Origin of the sequence: Peribacillus sp. NPDC097284 (assembly GCF_044761765.1) — a bacterium.
Taxonomy (GTDB): Bacteria; Bacillota; Bacilli; order Bacillales; family DSM-1321; genus Peribacillus.
In genome coordinates, this window is the sequence record NZ_JBIWCZ010000003.1 from 202,205 (window position 1) to 222,126 (window position 19,922).

The following is a 19,922-nucleotide window of genomic DNA, read 5'->3' on the forward strand; positions in this document are numbered from 1 at the left end:
TTCATATAAAAGTTATTAAGTATCCATACTAGGAGGAATGTATATGCGTGAAGTGGTCATTATAGAGGGAGTTCGGACTCCTGTTGGAAAACGAAAAGGGGTTCTCAGTTCTATTCGTCCGGACGAATTAGCTGCTCATGTTTTAAACGAAGTAGTAGTACGTGCGGGCATAAGCACTAGTCTCGTAGAAGATGTCATATTGGGTTGTGTAACCCAAATAGAAGAACAAACATATAACATTGCCCGAATATCTGCCTTAATGGCAGGCTTTCCAATTCAGGTACCAGGGACAACAATTGACCGCCAGTGTGGATCTGGTCAACAGGCGATACATTTTGCGGCGCAAGCAATTATGAGTGGGGATATGGATATTGTGATCGCTGGCGGTGTGGAAAGTATGACTCGTGTCCCAATGGGATCATCGCGGAAAAATACCGATTGGAGTGAGATGCTGACTTCTCGCTTCGACATGATCCACCAGGGGTTGTCTGCGGAAAAGATTGCAGACAAATGGGAATTTACCCGGAAACAGTTAGATGAGTTTTCTCTAGAAAGTCATAATCGTGCATTGAATGCCCAAAGAGAAGGAAAGTTTGAAAGGGAGATTATGCCTCTAAAGGTCACACTTGAAGACGGAACAGTTATCAAGGTTAAACAAGATGAGGGTCCACGGGAAGGATCAACAATTGAAAAACTAGGAACCCTTAAACCAGCATTTGCGGAGGATGGAAAAATTCATGCAGGCAACTCAAGTCAAATGAGTGACGGCGCCGCAGCATTACTACTTATGTCCAAGGAGAAGGCGGAGGAATTAGGGCTTAAACCTAGGTTCCGAATCGCTGCCCGTGCAGTGATTGGTTCTGATCCTATCTTAATGTTGACGGGACCTATTGAAGCCTCTAAACAAGTATTAAATAAAGCAGGACTAACGATTGAAGACATGGATGTATATGAAGTGAATGAAGCATTTGCGTCAGTTCCAATGTGTTGGTTAGAAGAAATGGAAGCAGACCCTAGAAAATTGAATCCAAATGGTGGCGCAATTGCTTTAGGTCATCCTCTTGGTGCTACAGGTGCTCGTCTTATGGTTTCGATGATGCATGAACTCGAAAGAACTGGTGGTAGATTTGGACTTCAAGCTATCTGTGAAGGTGGTGGGATGGCTAATGGAACTATTATAGAAAGAATCTACTAATAATTAACTCATGCAGGTAATCTATTGGTTTCAATGAGGCTCAAAAATTCTCTAAACAAAAAGCATAGAAATTGTGTCAAAGGTTTTTTTAAACATGGTACAACTTTTCACGCATTGTTAATCATAAAAATTTAAGAACAAAAGGAGTGAGTTTTTGAAAAAAAATATCAATCGCCTAACTGTTATTGGATCAGGTGCTATGGGATCACAAATTGCGATGGTTTCAGCACTTGCTGGTATAGATGTTTATTTAAGAGATATAAGTGAAGAAAGCCTAAGAAAAGCAGAGGAATCATTGAATGGTCATATGAAAAAAAGAATACTCAAAGGCAAGCTATCTTCTCAAGAAGTGAAAGAAGCCTTTTCAAGACTGCATTTTGTAACGTCTTTAGAAGAAGCGCTAAAAGATACAGAATTTGTGATTGAAGCAATTGTTGAAGATCTCGAAGTAAAACGGCAATTATTTTCAGAAGTAGACGAATTGGTTTCAGAAGATGTGATTATTGCCACGAATAGCTCCACGATTGTAAGTTCGAAATTAGCGGATGCGACAAAACGTCCACACAAGGTATGTAATCTTCATTTCTTTAATCCTGTGCTAGTAATGGAATTAGTAGAGGTTGTAAAAGGGCTGCATACTTCAAACGAAACAGCGGACACTGCGGTTGAGTTTGTAAAACAAATCAACAAGACCCCAATTTTATTAAAAAAGGAAATTTCGGGATTTGTTGCTAATAGAATTTTGGGTGCACTAATAGACGAAGCAATTTATTTATTAGAAAATGATGTAGCGACTGTAGAGGAAATTGATCTTGCTTGTAAGAAAGCGCTTAATCATCCGATAGGTCCGTTTGCTCTCCTTGATTTAACCGGAATTGATGTGAATTATTATATCAGGAAAATCCTATATGAAGAAACTGGCGACGAATCAAAAAAGCCGCAAAGGGTCATCACAGAAAAATACTTCAAAGGAGAATATGGAAGGAAAACAGGAAAAGGCTTTTATACCTATAGTTAACGGCAATCTAATCCATTAACAACCCATGACATCAGCAGTCGCTTAAACCAAAGGAAATGCATCACCCCAAGAAAGCAATGATCCTTGGCGAGTCATTGTAACGTTTATAAAGAGGGCGAATGGATATACCTCTAAAGTTCAATAAGTTCTATAGGGAATACAATTATTTTCACTTGAAAATTCGATACCAAAATAGGCCAAGCACTTTCCCAAAGATGCCTTGGCTTATTTCACTTTTTGAATAATTATTTTGATCACTGAATAGAGAATGAAGAACTTAATGAATATCTCTGTGATTATTTCAGGAAAAAGGCTGGATCTAAAAAAGGTTAGCTAGCATGGGTTTGGTCCAATACCGTATTCACACTAGATAATTAATGGTCGAATACATAACTCGTCAGTACATCTTTGGTACTTTTTTCATTAAAGTAGGACTGTTAATCCCATTCAGGTTGTAGAATAGAACAATACTCAGCCTTTTGAAGGGAGTAATGAAAACTTCTAAAGAAATAAGAGAAATCATCAAAAAGGAGTGTATGATTTTCATTGAAATCATACGAATCCAGAAATTTTTCAATAATGGATTGTTGATCTACTAGGTCGAATAATCCTGTTACATAAAGTTGATAGCTGAATTTATCATATAATGAATGAAAGCCTGTATCTTCAAAAATTTGCTTTACTAAATTTAATTCCACCTGTATTCACTCCTTTAAAACAATATACCTTTATATCCTTTTAGCTATTCAAAGATAATGGAATAAATGATTAAATGACATGATATATACTGGAATAATAAACAGAAATGGTATTTACTTTATCACTATCATATTTATATGGTAAGATTGAAAAGATTTAAAAAATAAAAAGTTAGAGTAAAGGAAGATACCGTTGAAAAAACCAGTAAAACTCATAATTGCACTTTCACTCATTATTATTGTTATATTGATGTTTTTTGTGTCTAAGGTAGTTTTTAACTCGGATAATAATTCTGAAGAAGCTGCTGATACGACTGTAATTTCTAAAGATTCAAGTTATCTGAAAGATACGGAAAAAGTATATATAGTCCAGGAATACAATGCAAAGAAAAAGAAAGATATTAAATTTGAACTAAGCTTTATTGGAACATCTAAAGGGTATGATACATGGTATGGAGCGGATACTTATTTAGAGAAGGAAAACAAGTATGGCTTATTTTACGGTGACGATAAACTACTGGCTTACCCGGTAGAGGTGGGCAAAAAGTGGGATGTCAAGCCTTTTACTTTCAACATTGAATCTGTTGATGAAACGGTTACAACTCCAGCAGGAACCTTTAATAACGTCGTAAAGGTTAGAACGACTGAAAATGGTTCAGATGAATACAATCTTACCTATTATGCAAAGGGTGTAGGTCAGATTTTAAAGGAATCTGTTGATTCTTCTAATAAAAAGACCATAAGGTTTGAACTCCAGGAAATAAAAGAAAAGTAATTGAGAAGTCTGCCTGTTTTTAAGAGAACCCACAGAGAGTTTCATTCTCTCTGTGGGTTTTTTTGAAGTGGGGCAAACGAAAAGGTAACTTAAGTGGTAGTCCTCTAGATTATGACAGATCTTATATCGTCCAAGTCTTTTTACGTTTAGAGGGTTGTCAGATGGGGATAATGTTCATACAGAAGAGATGCAAAAAAAGTAAAGAACGGAATGAACTAGCCCTAAGCTAATCCATTCCGTTCTTTACTTATATTGATACCTATATTTATTAACGATTTAAATTACTCTTATAAGAGGACCATTCCTACCAATCCACTTATTATTCCAAGAATCACTACAGAGGACACGACAAACAATAGGACTCTTTTAGGGAATGACTTAGCGACAAGTATTAAAGATGGCAGACTGATTGCTGGTAGTGTTAGAAGCAAGGCTGCAGCAGGTCCTCCACCAAGTCCTAAAGACATAAACGTTTGTATAATTGGAATTTCAGCAGCAGTAGGTATAACGAAAAGCATACCGGCTATTGCAAAGATGACAATCGCGATTATACCGTTTGTAGATGAGTCTACTTGAGGGAATAGCCAAACACGCGCAGCCCCAATAAGCAATACAGATAAAACATATGCAGGAACAATGTAAAGAACCATACTTCCTAAGCTTTTTAACCATCTAGAAAGGAAGTTTCCAGTAGTTTCAGTGTCCGTTATTATCTGGTCTATATCAACCGGTTTTTTGTCTTTAACAAAGCGATTAGCTAAATAGCTGATTCCGAAAGTTAAAATCAGTCCGAAAAATAGACGAATTAACGTGAATTTCCATGATAAAACAAATGTCATAAAGACAAGCGTCGCAGGATTGATGGTTGGATTGCCAATCCAAAATGCTAAAGCTGCACCAACTGAGACATTTTTTTTACGTAGTCCAACCGCCACTGGGGCTGAACAACAAGTACACATCATACCAGGGACCGAAGCTAACCCCCCGATGAATGTGCTGCCGAACGATGTTTTCCCAAGCCATTTAAGAAGCAATTGTGTTGGTAATAAGACTTGTACCAAAGAGCCGAGCAGGATTCCTAGTATGGCCGCTTTCCATACGGACGAGAAATAAACCTGTGCATAATCCCAGGCAGATTTCCATGATAGGGTGGCGCTGGACTGGTCTCCCAAAATAGATGTTCCAATGGAATGAGTATCGGCTGCTAGCATCCCTTTTTGATAATAGGGCCACCATTTTATATAAAGTAATCCTACAATAGCGATTACTAAAAATGAAACGATAAACCACAAAGCTTTAGTATTTGACGTGCGTTGTTCAAGTAGTGTAGGTCTTAGCTGTGACATGGTTACCTCCCAATAAAATAAAAAAATTTCAAAAGACAATATATTATACCACTAATCTTTAATTTATTTTGGTGAAATAGTAAATTTCACAAATTTAAGCCTGAATTATGCTTTTATTGACTATGTGTTTTATAATAATTAAGACGAAAAGAAAGGTTGATTTAATTATGACAAATTCAAATAGTGTTAAGCTTACTTCATTATCCTCAAAAGGAGGTTGTGGCTGTAAAATCGGTCCAGCAGACTTGGCTCAGGTTTTACGTGGTTTACCACCTACTCTTCCTAACCCGAATTTATTAGTTGGTTTAGATACAAGTGACGATGCTGGTGTTTATCGTTTAAATGATGAATTGGCGATTGTACAAACCGTTGATTTCTTCACTCCCATCGTTGATGATCCATATTCATTCGGACAAGTTGCGGCAGCCAATGCCATCAGTGATATTTACGCAATGGGGGGAAAACCGCTAACTGCGCTAAATATTGTTGCCTTCCCAATTTCCAAATTGGACAAACAAGTCTTAACTGATATCTTACGAGGTGCAGGAGATAAGTTAAAAGAAGCAGGTGCCACTCTTGTCGGGGGACATTCAATCGATGATAATGAACCAAAATTCGGTCTTGCCGTGACGGGACTTGTTCATCCTGACAAGGTCCGTACAAATGCAGGGGCAAAACCAGGGGATAAACTTATTTTGACTAAACCTATTGGTGTGGGCATTTTAACGACATCGATTAAAAGGGACCTTCTAACAGAGGAAGAAATCGCCCACGTTACAAAAGTAATGTCCACGTTAAATAAAATAGCTTCAGAAACGATGGAATCCTATGATGTCCATGCGTGTACGGACGTTACTGGTTTTGGTCTATTAGGGCATGCTTCAGAAATGTCAAAAGGAAGTAATACCGGTCTTCGTATCCATCATGCCCAAGTGCCAATATTGCCGAGGGTTAAAGAGCTAGCTGAAACTGGTGCCGTGCCGGGGGGAACAAAAAATAACTTTGCCCATCTTCAAGGTGATGTCACTTTCCCAGAAACAATGGATCAGATAGATCAATGGATATTATGTGATGCCGTAACATCTGGAGGACTTTTGATTTCCGTAGCAGGTGTAGAAGCAGATGCATTATTATCCGATTTACAAGATGCGGGAGTGGAAGCCGCAATAATTGGTGAAGTAACCGAAGAGAATCCAGGGCACATTGTTGTCATATAATGAACGAAAAATTTGCTTGGAAGAAATCGACGAAAGCTGATTTCTTCCATTCTCATTTCTCAACGTTTGAAGATATTCAAGTTTTTCTTTCAGATCCAGAAAGGTGGAAACATTGTGTTCCAAGATATTTCAGTTGATGAATTGCTCGATTTAAAGGATAAGAAAGAACTCACGGTAATTGATGTACGTTCCCCATCTGAATATAAAGACGCCACCATTCCTGGCAGTTTAAATATACCGTTTTTTGATGATGCAGAAAGAGCCGAGGTTGGAACGCTGTATAAACAAGTGAGTGCCCAGGCTGCTAAAGAACGAGGTTTAGAAATTATTTCAGTAAAATTACCACAGTTTATAAAGGATTTTGCTAAGATAGAAGGCAAAAAAGCCGTTTTTTGTTGGCGTGGGGGTATGCGAAGCAGGACCACTGCCACTGTCCTATCCTTAATGGGAATTAAAGCCCTTCGATTGGATGGAGGGTATCGTAACTATCGTAACTGGGTGGTAGATCACTTAGAAACGCTGGACATGAAACCCGAAGCCTATGTATTGAACGGATTTACCGGAACAGGAAAAACGACAATTCTGCATCGACTTAGGGAAGATGGATACCCTATTTTAGATTTTGAAGGTATGGCAAATCATAGAGGGTCTGTTTTTGGCCAGATTGGTCTGGAACCGAATAATCAAAAAAAATTCGATTCATTACTTTTCGAGAGTGTCCAAAAAGTTCAGCAATCACCGTTTGTTCTTATTGAAGGAGAAAGTAAAAGGATTGGTAAAGTCATAATTCCAGATTCCGTTTTAGCAAAAAAGGAACAAGGAATACAGGTATTCATCGATTTACCCATAGAAGAAAGAGTTCTTCATATTTTAGAGGACTATCAACCTTGGGAACATGAACAGGAGTGTCTAGAAGCCTTTTTAAGGATTAAAAGACGGATTCATACACCCATTGCTACTCAAATAGAAAATGATTTGAGATCCGGTAACTATTCGTCGGCAGTCGCACTATTACTTGAATACTACTATGACCCTATGTATCAACATACCGCTGACCATTTTCCCGATGATCGAAAAATCACAATCCAGGCTAAAAATGTGGATGAAGCAATTGAAATCATTCGTGAACGGTTACGTGTAAAGCATGGATAAGCAGTAGTGCTGTTTGGGTTTTCCTTTTCCAATCAATAATTAATCGGTTACCTGAATCCTAATTCGTTTTATAATGCAAAAAAGCACACCCTAAAAAAGGTGTGCTTTTTTTGATATTCTATTATTTATACATGTCAGCGATTTGCTTTTGTAATTTGCTATCTTCAAGGTACTCATCATAGCTAATTTGTTTATCAATAGTTCCTTTAGGTGTAAGTTCGATTATACGGTTTGCAACTGTTTCAATGAACTGGTGATCATGAGAAGAGAAAATCATAGCTCCTTTGAAATTGATCAATCCGTTATTCAAGGCTGTGATAGATTCTAAATCAAGATGGTTGGTCGGTTCATCAAGCATTAATACATTTGAACCACTTAGCATCATTTTAGAAAGCATGCAGCGGACTTTTTCTCCACCTGATAGTACGCTGGCTTTTTTCGTCACTTCATCACCGGAGAATAGCATTCTGCCTAGGAAACCGCGCAGGAAGCTTTCACTTTGATCATTAGGAGAGTACTGACGCAACCAATCAACAAGTGTCAAATCGACACCTTCGAAGAATTCAGAGTTGTCTTTCGGGAAATACGCTTGTGAAGTGGTAACACCCCATTTGTAAGTACCGCTATCTGGTTCCATTTCTCCAGCAAGGATTTTGAACATGGTCGTTTTAGCAATTTCATCTCTACCGACAAATGCAATTTTATCTTCTTTGTTCATGATGAAGCTTACGTTATTCAACACGGTCACACCATCAATGGTCTTTGTGATTCCATCTACACGTAGGAGGTCGTTCCCAATTTCACGCTCTGGTGAAAAACCTACATAAGGATAACGGCGGGATGATGGTTGAATATCATCTAGACTTATTTTATCCAATAATTTTTTACGTGAAGTGGCTTGACTTGATTTAGAAGCATTGGCACTGAATCGCGCAATGAAATTTTGAAGTTCTTTAATTTTTTCTTCTTTTTTCTTATTGGCATCTTGTGTCAATTTAAGAGCTAGTTGGCTTGATTCATACCAGAAGTCATAGTTACCGATGTAAATTTTGATCTTACCGAAATCCAAATCCGCAATATGTGTACATACCTTATTAAGGAAGTAACGGTCATGGGAAACGACGATAACGGTATTTTCGAAACCAATCAAGAATTCTTCCAGCCATCTAATTGCTTTTATGTCCAAGTGGTTGGTAGGCTCATCAAGTAAAAGGACGTCAGGCTTGCCAAACAGGGCTTGTGCAAGCAATACTTTCACTTTGTCGCCACCAGTTAATTCAGCCATTTTCTTTGTATGAAGGTCTTCAGAGATGCCAAGACCTTTTAAAAGGATGGATGCTTCAGGTTCAGCTTCCCATCCGTTAAGTTCTGCGAATTCACCTTCAAGTTCGGCGGCTTTCATACCGTCTTCATCAGTGAAGTTTTCTTTCATATAGATTGCATCTTTTTCTTGCATGACTTCGTATAGTCTTTCATGGCCCATGATGACAACTTTAAGGACCTCTTCTTCTTCAAAAGCAAAATGATCTTGTTTCAAAACGGCCAGGCGTTCGCCAGGTCCCATATGCACATCACCGGATTGTGCTTCAATTTCTCCGGAAAGAATTTTTAAGAATGTGGATTTACCGGCACCATTTGCCCCAATCAATCCATAACAGTTACCAGGCGTGAATTTTATATTAACATCTTCAAACAGTTTACGATCGCCGTAGCGCAAACCAACGTTATTTACTGTAATCATTTATTTACATTCCTCCAATGACAATATCTTTAAAATTATAACATGAAAGAGGGGTCAATAAAAATATTTTAGGTTAACATAAGGGAAAAGTGATATATGCGTGATAATTTGGCAATTTGCTCTATACACCGTTCTTATAAGAAAACTACTCTAATCCTTTATGTGAGTGATGTGGATGACTTGGTACTAGTTCTTTTATTTTGGCTTAATAAAGAAATATTTGCTCCCGTCAGCCCATCTAGATAGCCGTAACTATCATATCTCCGATATAAATATAACAATGATATTTCCAAATATTTAATTCTAATAGATTCTTTTCTGGAATATATAGTTTTTCATTCGAAATATAACGTAAACTGGACTTACTGCTTTAAAAAAGATTCTTAAAAAAACCGTTTGAGATAAATAAAAAGGTTGAATGTAATTGTCAATTCTTTTTTTCTTTGATAATATGTATGTCCATTTCCGAGGGCATGGTTTAATTTCACATGTTCTCACATGTAGAGGGGAAGGATCAGAATGATACGACATCCCGATTTTGAAAAAGAACGCGAGCGGTTGGATTTTACAAAAAGGTACATTGATGTAGTCATCAAAACTTCAGAGAGCAATAAGGATCAATTCCAGAAGAATATGCAAGAGGCTTTTGGTGATGCGGATTGGTCGGAGTCAGGTTTATACTCCCAGTTACTGACTACCGCCAATTTCTTTGAAATGTCTCAGTCTGAATTGGATAGTCTGAAAATAGCAAGGAACAAACCATACTTTGCAAGAGTAGACTTTGTCCGGCATGACAATACTCAGGGAGAAATTCTTTATTTTGGTAAAACATCCTTGTATCAACGTGAAAGCCAAGAACAGATTATCGTCGATTGGCGTTCGCCCATTGCCAATCTATATTATGAGGGCCGAATTGGAGAAGTGAAATATCAAGCGGAAGGAGAAACATTCAGCGGGGATATCACGTTAAAGCGGCAACTGATGATTGAGGATGGCGAGTTGGAAGAGGTCAGGGACATTGACTTGACTACAACGGATGAATTGTTGCAGGAATCCCTTTCTAAAAGCTCAAGCAATCGCTTGACAGACATCATCACGACGATTCAGGAAGAACAAAATAAAATCATTCGTGCCGATTTAAATAAACCCATAATCGTTCAAGGGGCGGCTGGTAGTGGTAAAACGACGATTGCTTTACACCGGATTTCTTATTTCATTTACCATTACAAAGATTTATTTGACCCACGTCAGTTAATGATCCTTGCCCCAAGCCGTGTATTCATCGACTACATATCCGAAGCTTTGCCGGAACTGGGAGTCGATAAAGTCAAACAGTTCACATTTGCTGAATACGTCCAGGTGGCAATTGGGCGGCCTTTAAATCTAATACATGATGATAAGTTGATGCGTATATTGGAGGAAAACAATGACGAAACGAAAGTGGCAATCTGGATATCGGGTTTAAAAGGATCTCCTTTATTTAAATTGATTTTGGACGGATATATAAAAGATATCTTCCGGAGCTTTCACCCAGTGGAAGATTTTTATTGTGATAATTACCGGTTATATTCTGCCAAGAAGTTTATTAGATTATTAGAAGAGGATTATTGGTACCTGCCACTTTATGGACGCCTTGATAAGTTAAAGGACATCTTACAAAATGAAGTGAAATTGAAAAAGAAAAAAATGTTGGATCGAGTTGCTGATTTTTATCAAACGAAAATTGATAAAGCCTTCGCCAGGAACATTGATCCGGTAAAACGGAAGGAATTTGTCACAAAGTGCCATGACAAAATGATAGAACGGACCGAACGGATGAAAAAGGCGATTCGTACGTCAGTTAAAGCATATTTTAAACCATTCACAAACAAAGGCTTGCTACAGTATTATCAGGAGTTATATCAGGATCCTGAACGTCTTGCCTTCTACAGCAACGGTAAACTAAGCTTCGAGGATGCACGTGCGTTATGTGAATATAACCAAAAATTGTTTCATGAAAAAAGCTACGAAATCGAGGATTTAGGTGCCTTGTTATATTTACAGGAATTAATTTTTGGTGTTAATAAAGACCATAAAGCCAAAAACGTTGTCATAGATGAAGCCCAGGATTATAGTTTTATGCAATTGCAAGCATTGAAGACAGCCTTTGACACGGATATGTTCACACTTGTTGGAGACCTTGCCCAGGGCATTCATTCATATAGGGGACTTCAAACATGGGAAGATGTTCATCGTTCCATTTTTCCTAGAGCGACTTATACAGAACTGCAAAAAAGCTACCGGACGACCATTGAAATCATGGGGCAGGCCAATCGGATTCTAAAAATGTTACCTTATGATTTTCCTGAGGTCGAGCCTGTGGTCCGTCATGGAAACGAACCTGAATTCATATCCATCAAAAGCAATTGGGAGGGGCAATTGATTGATCTTATCGAAAAGTTAAAGGAGGAAGGGTATCATACATTTGCCATCATCGCCAAAACGATGAAAGATTGCGTGCTCGCGAATGAAAAATTGAGTAAGCTGTCCAATGATTTTCATTTAATTAATGAAGAGGGTATGATTCCGAAGCATAAAACGATGATAATCCCATCCTATCAATCCAAAGGTCTTGAATTCGATGTTGTCGTGGCCTTATCTCTGGAAGAGACATTTCTTCGGGAGAATGAACTTGATTTGAAATTGCTTTATGTCACCATGACAAGACCTTTACATCGCCTTTACTTTTTTGGAAGTGAAAAAGAAGATTTTCTTTTAGCTTGATGGATAAGATAGGAGGCCGATAGACGTCTGTGCCTCCTATTTTGTCATGCCTATTATAATTTCACTAGGATATCTAGGATATTCTCCCAGCCGTAACCAACTTCGGCTAACTCGATTCCGGCCATTTTAACCGTTTTTTCGCTGATTATGCGGCCGCCGAGTGCTTCGTAAAAACCCCTTGATGGATTGTCCTTTAACGCCCATATAATTAAATTAGCATGTTGCTTTTGTACAAGTTCATCTACCACTGCTTTCATTAGTTTTATTCCGATCTCTTGCCGTTGGTACTCTTTTAACAGATAAATGGCGTATACCTCACCTTGGATATGAAGATGATTCGTTTGTTCTGGGCCACCTGCTGCAAAGCCGACGATCTTTCCATCACCATTTTCAGCTATATATGTTGCACTATGAAGCATCTTTAGATTTCTTGACCAATTTTTTTTCCTGGTTTCTAAATTTAAAGAGTTCAGATATGAGTCTGGGAGAATTCCTTTGTAAGTGGATTGCCAACTTTTTATATGAACGTGGGCTATACCAGTTATATCGTTTTCTGTAGCCTTTCTGATTTGCATGTGAAATCACCTTCCATTTAGTAGTTTCCCATAGAATATCATGACAGATGAGAATAAACTTCAGATTTATGTTTAAAAGTTTCTTATAAAGGAAAAGAAATAAAAGAGTCATTCAACGAGATGAAGGGAAGGTTGAGAAAGATGAAATTGAAAGTTGGTTTTTATTTTCCAGGTGGTAAAGAGATTGAGCATGAGGTCGATGGGGATGACAGTACACAAATCATTTCAAATATTCAGAAGCACCGCTTTTATAATTTAGTTAAAGGCGATACACATTATGTGGTAGACACTGAAAAGGCTGCATACTTCTCGGTGACAGAAATAGCTGATTGATTTTTAACCGTATTGGACATTTGTTCCGATACGGTTTATTCTTTTTTGAGATAGAAATACTTTAAAGGAGTCAGTGATGAAAATTAATTTTACGAACAACCAATATAATACATTAATTAAATTGGTGCAGTATGGATATTGGATAGCATCTGATATGGAAAAAAATGAAGAATTCAGTGAGTTAGAGCAGTATTTGAATTCCTATGCGAAGGATTTTGGCGTGAAAGGAATTGAATATATAGAAGAGTATGGGATTTACGATGTGAGTCGTGAGCTTGAAGAAAAAATCCAAGAAGTAATTAATGAATATGAAGATGGCGTTTTCCTGGATAAGCTTGCCTATCACATGGCAAGAAACGAGTTTGTGAAGGAATCGAAGCTCAAAAATTTCAGCCAAGAGGAAGCATTTTTACGAGTACTTGAACTTGAAGAGAAATACCATCTGTATATAGAAGAGAATGGTCTGGAACATTTGAAAATTGAAAAATGAAGAAAAATGAAAGGGAGAGGAACCTCAATTATTCCTCTCCCTTTCATTAACCCAATTTCTCCATTTAATTAATCAGTTATCAGGTATTTCCATGAGCGTTACCTAGCTTATTAACGGCAAATGTATAAAATGCCATCATATCTTCCCGCGAAGAAAACCCCGCTTGAGCCGATTTTTCATTGCCCCCACCTTTACCATTGTGTGAAGAAAGCCATTCCCTAAAGAATTGTCCACAATGAATGGAGATGGTGCCATCGTGTGAAAGCAGAGCCTTTTGTTCCTGTAACGTTATAAATAGGAGAAGTGAGCTTTCTTTCCGATGTATAGCTGAAGAGAGCAGTTGTAGATCCTTCAATGTATGGTCTTCAAAAACATGAGCGATCATCGACCCATCTTCTCTATTTGCCAACAACGATGAAGCGAAAAACTCCATGTTTTCCAGTTTAAGCTTTTCATAAGCCATTGATAGCTTGTCGTGCTCGTTTTCCAATCTTTCCACCCTATTAAGGATATCTATACGACCTGTATTAAATTTGTATGATAACGTAGAAAGTAAGGTCAAGCTGTCAGTATAATCGTTTAACGCCCTTAAGCCACATTTAAAATAGAGACGTGTACTTTCTTTCTGTTTTTCCGTTTTGAGGATTTTAATAATTCCTATTTCTCCGGTTTGTTCCACGTGCGTTCCACCACAAGGATTAAATTCAATCCCCTCGATTTCTACAATTCGAATGTTTTCTGTCACCGTAGGCATTTTGACTACGGGTATGGTCTTCAATTGATCTTCAGACACAAAGTATGTATGTAACTTACGATTCTCATAGATATACTGATTGGCGATCCGTTCCGTTTCAACTGTTTGGACATCAGTCCAGGAAGGTGTATCAATATCAATGGAGACAATGTCTTGGCCAAGATGGAAACTGACGGTATTTGCGTTGAAAAGGTCCCTACAGACGGCTGAAAGTAAATGCTGTCCGCTATGCTGCTGCATATGGTCGAAACGGCGTTCCCAATCAAGCTTGCAATGTACGAAAAGGGAAGCGGGGCTGTTTCCAACCTTATGAAGGATATCTTCATTTTCATTTTTTGAAATTTCAAGAACTGGTATACCATCTATGCTACCAATATCCCCAGGTTGACCTCCACCCTCAGGGTAAAAAGCTGTTTCATCGAGCAGTATATAATAAAAGCCTTCTTCTTCAAAAATGTCGAGGACCTTCGCGCCCCATTCAGATACCTTGGATGATTCATAATATAGTTTCTTTGTCATAATAACCCCTATCCCATCTTTATTCAGTAAATTATATCACCCCCAACCATATTAATGGAATAAGGAACCTTTATCGGATGTTACAGTAAAATATGTAGTCTTTATGACAAAGATTCAAAAAAATTCATGAGACCGTCATTATGCTATTTATAGAAAAAACCTTTTGATGTAAAATATTCCTGAAAGAATATACTTTAGACCTAATTAAAATAAAAATATGGAATTGGGGCTCGACTATTTACAGGCTTTGTGTGAAAGTCGACTATCTTTTTTTCTATGCAATATGTTTATTTACGTAGGTTAGAAAGGGTCAAGTGATTAGAATTGCACATAGTCAATATGGAAAAATACAAAAATACTCTCTATCGAAATATTAAAAAACAGCTTTCTGATTGGTTGGAATTAGATAAAACGAAGATGGTTACTACAAATGAGGTATACCGTTTTCTTCATTCTATTAAAGGGACTGCAGGCACCATAGAGTTAGGTGGTCTCATGTTAATATCCGAAAATCTGTTAGGAAAGCTCGATGAAGACAGTGATGGAGTATGGAAACAAGATGACCTTGAAAATCTACTATTTGCTTTAATTGAACATACCTATGAATATGAGCATTTTGCAGAAGTGGAGATAAAAGAGAAGCCAGCCCATGATACACAGGCCCCACTCATTCAAATCATTGATGACGATATATCGATGCTGATTTTATTAAAGGACATCCTTGAAGAAAAAGGGTGGATGGTCATAACGAGTTCTGATCCGGTTAAAGCTACAAAACAATATTTTGAGATGCAGCCAGATTGCTTAATTCTAGATATTCAATTACCTACGAAAGATGGTTATCAAGTTCTGCAGGATATCCACTTTCATAATGAAAAATATTTCATCCCTAAAATCATGATTAGCATTCAAAATGACAAACAATCACGAATTAAAGCATATAAAATGGGGGCGGATGATTTCATTAGTAAGCCTATAGATATTGAAGAATTTGTTGTGAAAATAGAAAGACATATTCAGCGCAAGAAAATTTTCGATCAATCCGTCCTAATTGATGAACTTACTCAAGTATATAATCGTAGGTTCTTTGAAGATATGCTACCGCGTTATTTTCAGGATTTCAAACGAAACGGAAATCTGTTTTCGATTAGTATCATAGATCTGGATCACTTTAAAAGAGTAAATGATACATATGGACATGCGATGGGTGACGTCGTTTTGTTGGAGTTTGCCCAATTTATTAAAAACAATATCCGTAGTTCCGATTTGATTTGCCGGTATGGCGGTGAAGAATTTGTCATTATATTTCCTCAGACAGCAAATGAGGAAGCCAGGAATAAACTAACAGAATTAATAAAGATTTTCTCTACCAAAAGTTTCACTTATGAACAACAACATTTTTCTGTCTCTTTTTCTGCTGGTGTTTATACGGTACATGATGAGAGCATTACTCCTAAAGAGGCTTTTGAGGAAGCGGATAGTTCCTTGTATGAAGCAAAGCGTTTAGGGCGAGCGCGGGTGGAGAGCATTCAAAAAACTAGCATTAAAAAGAAATACCTTAATGTATCAGTGATAGATGACGATATCATTATTAGAACGATCTTAACGAAAATATTGCAGTCGATGGATTTTCCTCTTTATGATTTACATATAGCCGTATATGAAGATGGGGATTCTTTTTTGAATTCAAACAGGGCAAACGAAAACATCTCCCATTTTTTGATACTTGATGGAGTAATGCCAACTATGGATGGCATTGACGTACTGAAGAAAGTGAAAAAGGGTAGCAATGCCGATTCTTTTACCGTTTTGATGTTAACCGGTAGAAAAAGTTCGGGGGACATTGCTACAGCATTAAAATTGGGAGCGGATGATTATGTCACAAAACCTTTTAATATTACTGATCTTCAGGCAAGAATGGAACGTCTGATAAAAAAAATAATGTAAGCAGTAGACCATTTTTTCTATTCGATAGGAAAATAAAAGAGAAAGTAGGGTTGCGGTTTCAAAGAGTCACATGCATTTGAAACGAATTGATCCTTCTATTGCAGTACTGATCGTAAGGAGAATGAAAAAGTGAAACGGATTTTATTAGCTGAAGACGAAGAAATTTTGCGTATGCTTGTTGTGGATACATTAGAGGATGAAGATTACGAAGTCGATGAAGCTTCTGATGGTATTGAAGCGGTTCAATTACTTGAAAAGAATAGCTATGATCTCATCATCTTGGATTATATGATGCCAGGCTATACCGGTTTAGAAATCATTGAAAAAATCGAATCAACTGAAATTGAAAATAAAGGGAAAATCCTGATGCTATCAGCGAAAAGCCAGCAATTTGAACAAGAGAGAATTTTAGAAGCGGGAGCGGACTATTTCATGGCCAAGCCTTTTAGTCCAATGAAGCTTTTAGAGAAAATAGAGGCCATTTTACATGAAGCTGAAACGTTATTCAAATAAGAGTCTTTCTCGTCAAGTAGTGAGTCTAATGACTGCTTGTATCATTTTATTCATAGTTGGTACAGGGATTTTATTTTATGTGCTGCAGACTGTGAATGCAGAATATATCCAGAAAAGAAATGGAATTGTTGAGAAAGAATTGTTGTTGGATGAAATTTACGAGCAATATAATAATGTCTTTTTGGATGCTAGAGGTTATATTGCATTTGGAAATGAGACATATAAAGACAAAGTTTGGAGCAGGGAAGATAAGATACGACATGATATTTCCACTTTCAAGGACCTATCAAGTTCAAAAGCCGATGAAAAAGTCCACACCGATCTCGTGAATTTTACTGATTATTATTTTAATGCCATTAAGCCTGTTTTTTCGAATATAGAAATGGACGGGAGTAGGGATAAGGGTAAGCAAATAGAAAATGAGATCACTGCCCAAGTTGCGGATTTTCGCGACAGTGTAAGGTCGTATTCGTCTGCGCTTTCAGAAAAGCTTGATGAGAATGTGAATGCATTGGCAAAAGAACAGTCCATTTTACAAGGGACCTTTATCGGATTCGTACTTGTTTTCTTATTGGTCTTTCAGAAAGTCGTGAGAAGCATTATTAGGAATATCGGAAAGCCTTTGGCTGATTTTTCATTTGCAGCTAATGAGATTGCAGCTGGTAGGGACGCCATCATTTCAGTAGATGAAGGCCGGGGAGATGAATTAGGGGTTTTGGCCATTGCCTTTAGAAAGATGATTGCAAGCATTCAGGATAAAGAGCAGGAATTGATGGCTCATAATGAAGAATTGCTTGCTCAGCAAGATGAACTTCAGGCCCAGCAGAATGAATTACAAGAAACGTTGGGGCTTATAACGAAGAATGAGAAACAACTGACTAGAAGAAATGAACTAATAAATGGTATTTCCACTTCTTTGGATAAAAATGACGTTCTTAAAAGTATTGTCTGTAATATGAGCAGTTTGATTGGAGCTGACCGTGGTATGATCACTCTAATTAATGAAGATGCATATTCTTCTTTCGGCATATCGGAATATGGAGTACAGCAATACCGAAAGAATATCAATACTGGGTTAAATGAACGCTTAATAGAAGGAAAAAAGCCATTCACTGTTAAAAGAGAGCAACATGTCAGTGAAAAGGGATACCATGAAAATATGAATTACAGTTATGATTTATTTCTTCCTGTTCTATCCGCTTTGCAAGAGGTCGACGCAATCATGGTTTTCAGCCGTTATGGATCCGCTTATACAGAAGAAGAAATGAGTGAATGTGAAACATTGGCTAAGCAGATTTCAACTTCACTTGATAAAATCAAGCTGTACGAGCAAACGGAAGATAATCGCCGGTTAAATCAGGATATCCTGAGCACGATACAGGAAGGCATTCAATTAATAGACCAAGATAGAAAGATTGTTCAAGTGAATCAACAATTTTGTGACCTATTCAAACAGGGGTCGGAACCAGTACATGTCATCGGATCTCCATGGGAAAGATGGAGTAGTGAAATGGATAGCCGGATTGCCCAAGAAGATTTCTTGGATACCTTGGAAAAAGCATTAAAAAGAGCGGATGAAGAAGCGGACTCTGAAGAGCGCACGTTCACTTTTCACAAGAAAGAAAATAACCAGGTTCTCAAGGTGTACTTTGAAACCATAAAGTATGGTGAAGAAGCTTATGGCACCATTTTGGTTTTTCGTGATATTACGAAAGAATATGAAGTGGACCAAATGAAGTCCGAGTTTGTCAGTACCGTCAGTCATGAATTGCGTACCCCGCTTGCGAGTGTTCTAGGCTTTACCGAATTAATGTTAAATAAACCGTTAAAACCGGAAAGACAAACAAAGTATTTACAGACTATTTATAATGAGGCGAAGAGGCTCACCGCTTTAATCAATGACTTTCTGGATGTGCAACGAATGGAATCGGGTAAACAAACATATGAGAAGAAATATGTTGAGATTCTTCCGTTGTTGCAAAAGGTCATAGAGAACCTTGAAATTAGCACATCACTCCATGATATTCGTCTTCTTGCGGAAACTGATGATCTCGTGATTATAGGTGACCGCGCAAAAATCGAACAAGCTATAATGAATCTATTGAGTAATGCAATTAAATACTCTCCAGATGGAGGGAAAGTTCTTATTCGGGTGTACAGCAAGAAAGAAACGTTATCCATCGATATCGTGGATGAGGGGTTGGGAATCCCACAGGAATCCCTTAAGCATTTGTTCCAGAAATTTTACCGTGTGGACAATTCGGACCGCAGGCGGATAGGAGGAACGGGTTTAGGGTTATCCATCGTGGAGGAAATCGTCAAATCGCATGGTGGGCATATATCCGTAAAATCAGAGTACGGTCGTGGAAGTACATTCACCCTTTCATTCCCTAAGATAACCCTTAAGGAAGAACGTACCCTGAATGATGGACATTCAAAAAAATTGAGCTATGATATCATGGTCATTGAAGACGATTTCAATTTAGCGGAGTTATTAAGATACGAACTGGTTGACAGCGGTTTTCAAGTCAGTTATTTCAAAAGCGGAAAGAAGGCGCTTCAGAAATTGAAGCAATCGCCTCCGGATGCCATCGTCCTTGACATTCTCCTTGAAGAGGGGGAAATGGATGGGTGGTCAATCATGAAAGAGTTGAAAGAAAGACCGGAGTTAAAGGACATCCCCATTTTTGTATCGACTGCGCTTGATGAAAAAGAAAAAGGTTTTTCGCTTGGGGCAAAGGAATACTTGGTTAAACCATACAAACCAAGTCAATTATCAAAGGTGATCATGCATACGTTATTAAGCAATGGAAAAAAAGGCCAGATTATGGTCCCACGTCCATCCTGGGAAGCCGAAAGAAGCCTTTGAAAAATAAAAATGATAGA

Annotated in this window: 16 protein-coding genes; 11 read left to right on the forward strand and 5 right to left on the reverse strand. The window is 37.8% G+C overall.

Annotated elements, in window-relative coordinates; genetic code table 11:
- Positions 1-43: 43 nt before the first annotated feature.
- Both ACIQXU_RS08990 and ACIQXU_RS08995 read left to right on the forward strand, forming a co-directional pair.
- Entirely contained in the window at positions 44-1,195 is a 1,152-nt protein-coding gene (locus ACIQXU_RS08990; RefSeq protein ID WP_402988383.1) for a thiolase family protein, read from the forward strand.
- A 154-nt stretch (positions 1,196-1,349) separates the two neighbouring features.
- Positions 1,350-2,213: a 3-hydroxyacyl-CoA dehydrogenase family protein gene (locus tag ACIQXU_RS08995; protein WP_402988386.1), complete on the forward strand. Its 864-nt coding sequence runs from the start codon at positions 1,350-1,352 to the stop codon at positions 2,211-2,213.
- Between the two features lie 437 nt (positions 2,214-2,650).
- Here ACIQXU_RS08995 and ACIQXU_RS09000 read toward each other — a convergent pair whose 3' ends face one another.
- Positions 2,651-2,911 (reverse strand): hypothetical protein, encoded by a 261-nt coding sequence (locus ACIQXU_RS09000; protein WP_402868783.1) that lies wholly within the window; start codon positions 2,909-2,911, stop codon positions 2,651-2,653.
- Positions 2,912-3,104: 193 nt separating this feature from the next.
- Here ACIQXU_RS09000 and ACIQXU_RS09005 point away from each other — a divergent pair, with 193 nt between their 5' ends.
- Entirely contained in the window at positions 3,105-3,686 is a 582-nt protein-coding gene (locus ACIQXU_RS09005) for a hypothetical protein (RefSeq protein WP_402868781.1), read from the forward strand.
- Positions 3,687-3,973: 287 nt separating this feature from the next.
- Here ACIQXU_RS09005 and ACIQXU_RS09010 read toward each other — a convergent pair whose 3' ends face one another.
- Positions 3,974-5,032 carry a permease gene (locus tag ACIQXU_RS09010; RefSeq protein ID WP_402958667.1) on the reverse strand — a complete coding sequence of 353 codons (1,059 nt, stop codon included), beginning with the start codon at positions 5,030-5,032 and terminating at the stop codon, positions 3,974-3,976.
- Positions 5,033-5,199: 167 nt separating this feature from the next.
- On the opposite strand from ACIQXU_RS09010, the gene selD reads away from it, so the two are divergent.
- Together selD and mnmH are read left to right on the forward strand one after the other, a co-directional pair.
- Positions 5,200-6,249, forward strand: coding sequence for a selenide, water dikinase SelD (gene selD / locus ACIQXU_RS09015; protein ID WP_402868777.1), 1,050 nt, complete (start codon positions 5,200-5,202; stop codon positions 6,247-6,249).
- A gap of 114 nt (positions 6,250-6,363) precedes the next feature.
- Positions 6,364-7,401, forward strand: a complete 1,038-nt coding sequence (gene mnmH, locus ACIQXU_RS09020; RefSeq protein WP_402958669.1) for a tRNA 2-selenouridine(34) synthase MnmH — start codon at positions 6,364-6,366, stop codon at positions 7,399-7,401.
- A gap of 121 nt (positions 7,402-7,522) precedes the next feature.
- On the opposite strand, the gene ACIQXU_RS09025 is transcribed toward mnmH, so the two are convergent.
- The gene (locus tag ACIQXU_RS09025) at positions 7,523-9,142 is read right to left on the reverse strand and encodes an ABC-F family ATP-binding cassette domain-containing protein (RefSeq protein WP_402958671.1); all 1,620 of its coding nucleotides are present in this window, start codon (positions 9,140-9,142) and stop codon (positions 7,523-7,525) included.
- Between the two features lie 519 nt (positions 9,143-9,661).
- Between ACIQXU_RS09025 and ACIQXU_RS09030 the strand changes: the two genes are divergently transcribed.
- Positions 9,662-11,905 carry a HelD family protein gene (locus ACIQXU_RS09030; protein ID WP_402988389.1) on the forward strand — a complete coding sequence of 748 codons (2,244 nt, stop codon included), beginning with the start codon at positions 9,662-9,664 and terminating at the stop codon, positions 11,903-11,905.
- Positions 11,906-11,958: 53 nt separating this feature from the next.
- On the opposite strand, the gene ACIQXU_RS09035 is transcribed toward ACIQXU_RS09030, so the two are convergent.
- Positions 11,959-12,480 carry a GNAT family N-acetyltransferase gene (locus ACIQXU_RS09035; protein WP_402988392.1) on the reverse strand — a complete coding sequence of 174 codons (522 nt, stop codon included), beginning with the start codon at positions 12,478-12,480 and terminating at the stop codon, positions 11,959-11,961.
- A gap of 141 nt (positions 12,481-12,621) precedes the next feature.
- Here ACIQXU_RS09035 and ACIQXU_RS09040 point away from each other — a divergent pair, with 141 nt between their 5' ends.
- The gene (locus ACIQXU_RS09040) at positions 12,622-12,813 is read left to right on the forward strand and encodes a hypothetical protein (RefSeq protein ID WP_402958677.1); all 192 of its coding nucleotides are present in this window, start codon (positions 12,622-12,624) and stop codon (positions 12,811-12,813) included.
- Positions 12,814-12,889: 76 nt separating this feature from the next.
- Positions 12,890-13,303: a hypothetical protein gene (locus ACIQXU_RS09045; protein WP_402958679.1), complete on the forward strand. Its 414-nt coding sequence runs from the start codon at positions 12,890-12,892 to the stop codon at positions 13,301-13,303.
- Between the two features lie 79 nt (positions 13,304-13,382).
- Here ACIQXU_RS09045 and ACIQXU_RS09050 read toward each other — a convergent pair whose 3' ends face one another.
- Entirely contained in the window at positions 13,383-14,576 is a 1,194-nt protein-coding gene (locus ACIQXU_RS09050; RefSeq protein ID WP_402988395.1) for an alanyl-tRNA editing protein, read from the reverse strand.
- 495 nt (positions 14,577-15,071) lie between these two features.
- Here ACIQXU_RS09050 and ACIQXU_RS09055 point away from each other — a divergent pair, with 495 nt between their 5' ends.
- From ACIQXU_RS09055 to ACIQXU_RS09065, 3 genes are all read left to right on the forward strand, one after another.
- A complete protein-coding gene (locus ACIQXU_RS09055) occupies positions 15,072-16,523 on the forward strand; it encodes a GGDEF domain-containing response regulator (RefSeq protein ID WP_402988398.1) in 1,452 nt (483 codons plus the stop codon).
- A gap of 129 nt (positions 16,524-16,652) precedes the next feature.
- Positions 16,653-17,036, forward strand: a complete 384-nt coding sequence (locus ACIQXU_RS09060; RefSeq protein WP_402868760.1) for a response regulator transcription factor — start codon at positions 16,653-16,655, stop codon at positions 17,034-17,036.
- A complete protein-coding gene (locus ACIQXU_RS09065; RefSeq protein ID WP_402988400.1) occupies positions 17,011-19,905 on the forward strand; it encodes an ATP-binding protein in 2,895 nt (964 codons plus the stop codon). Before ACIQXU_RS09060 ends, ACIQXU_RS09065 begins: the two co-directional genes overlap by 26 nt.
- Positions 19,906-19,922: the final 17 nt, after the last annotated feature.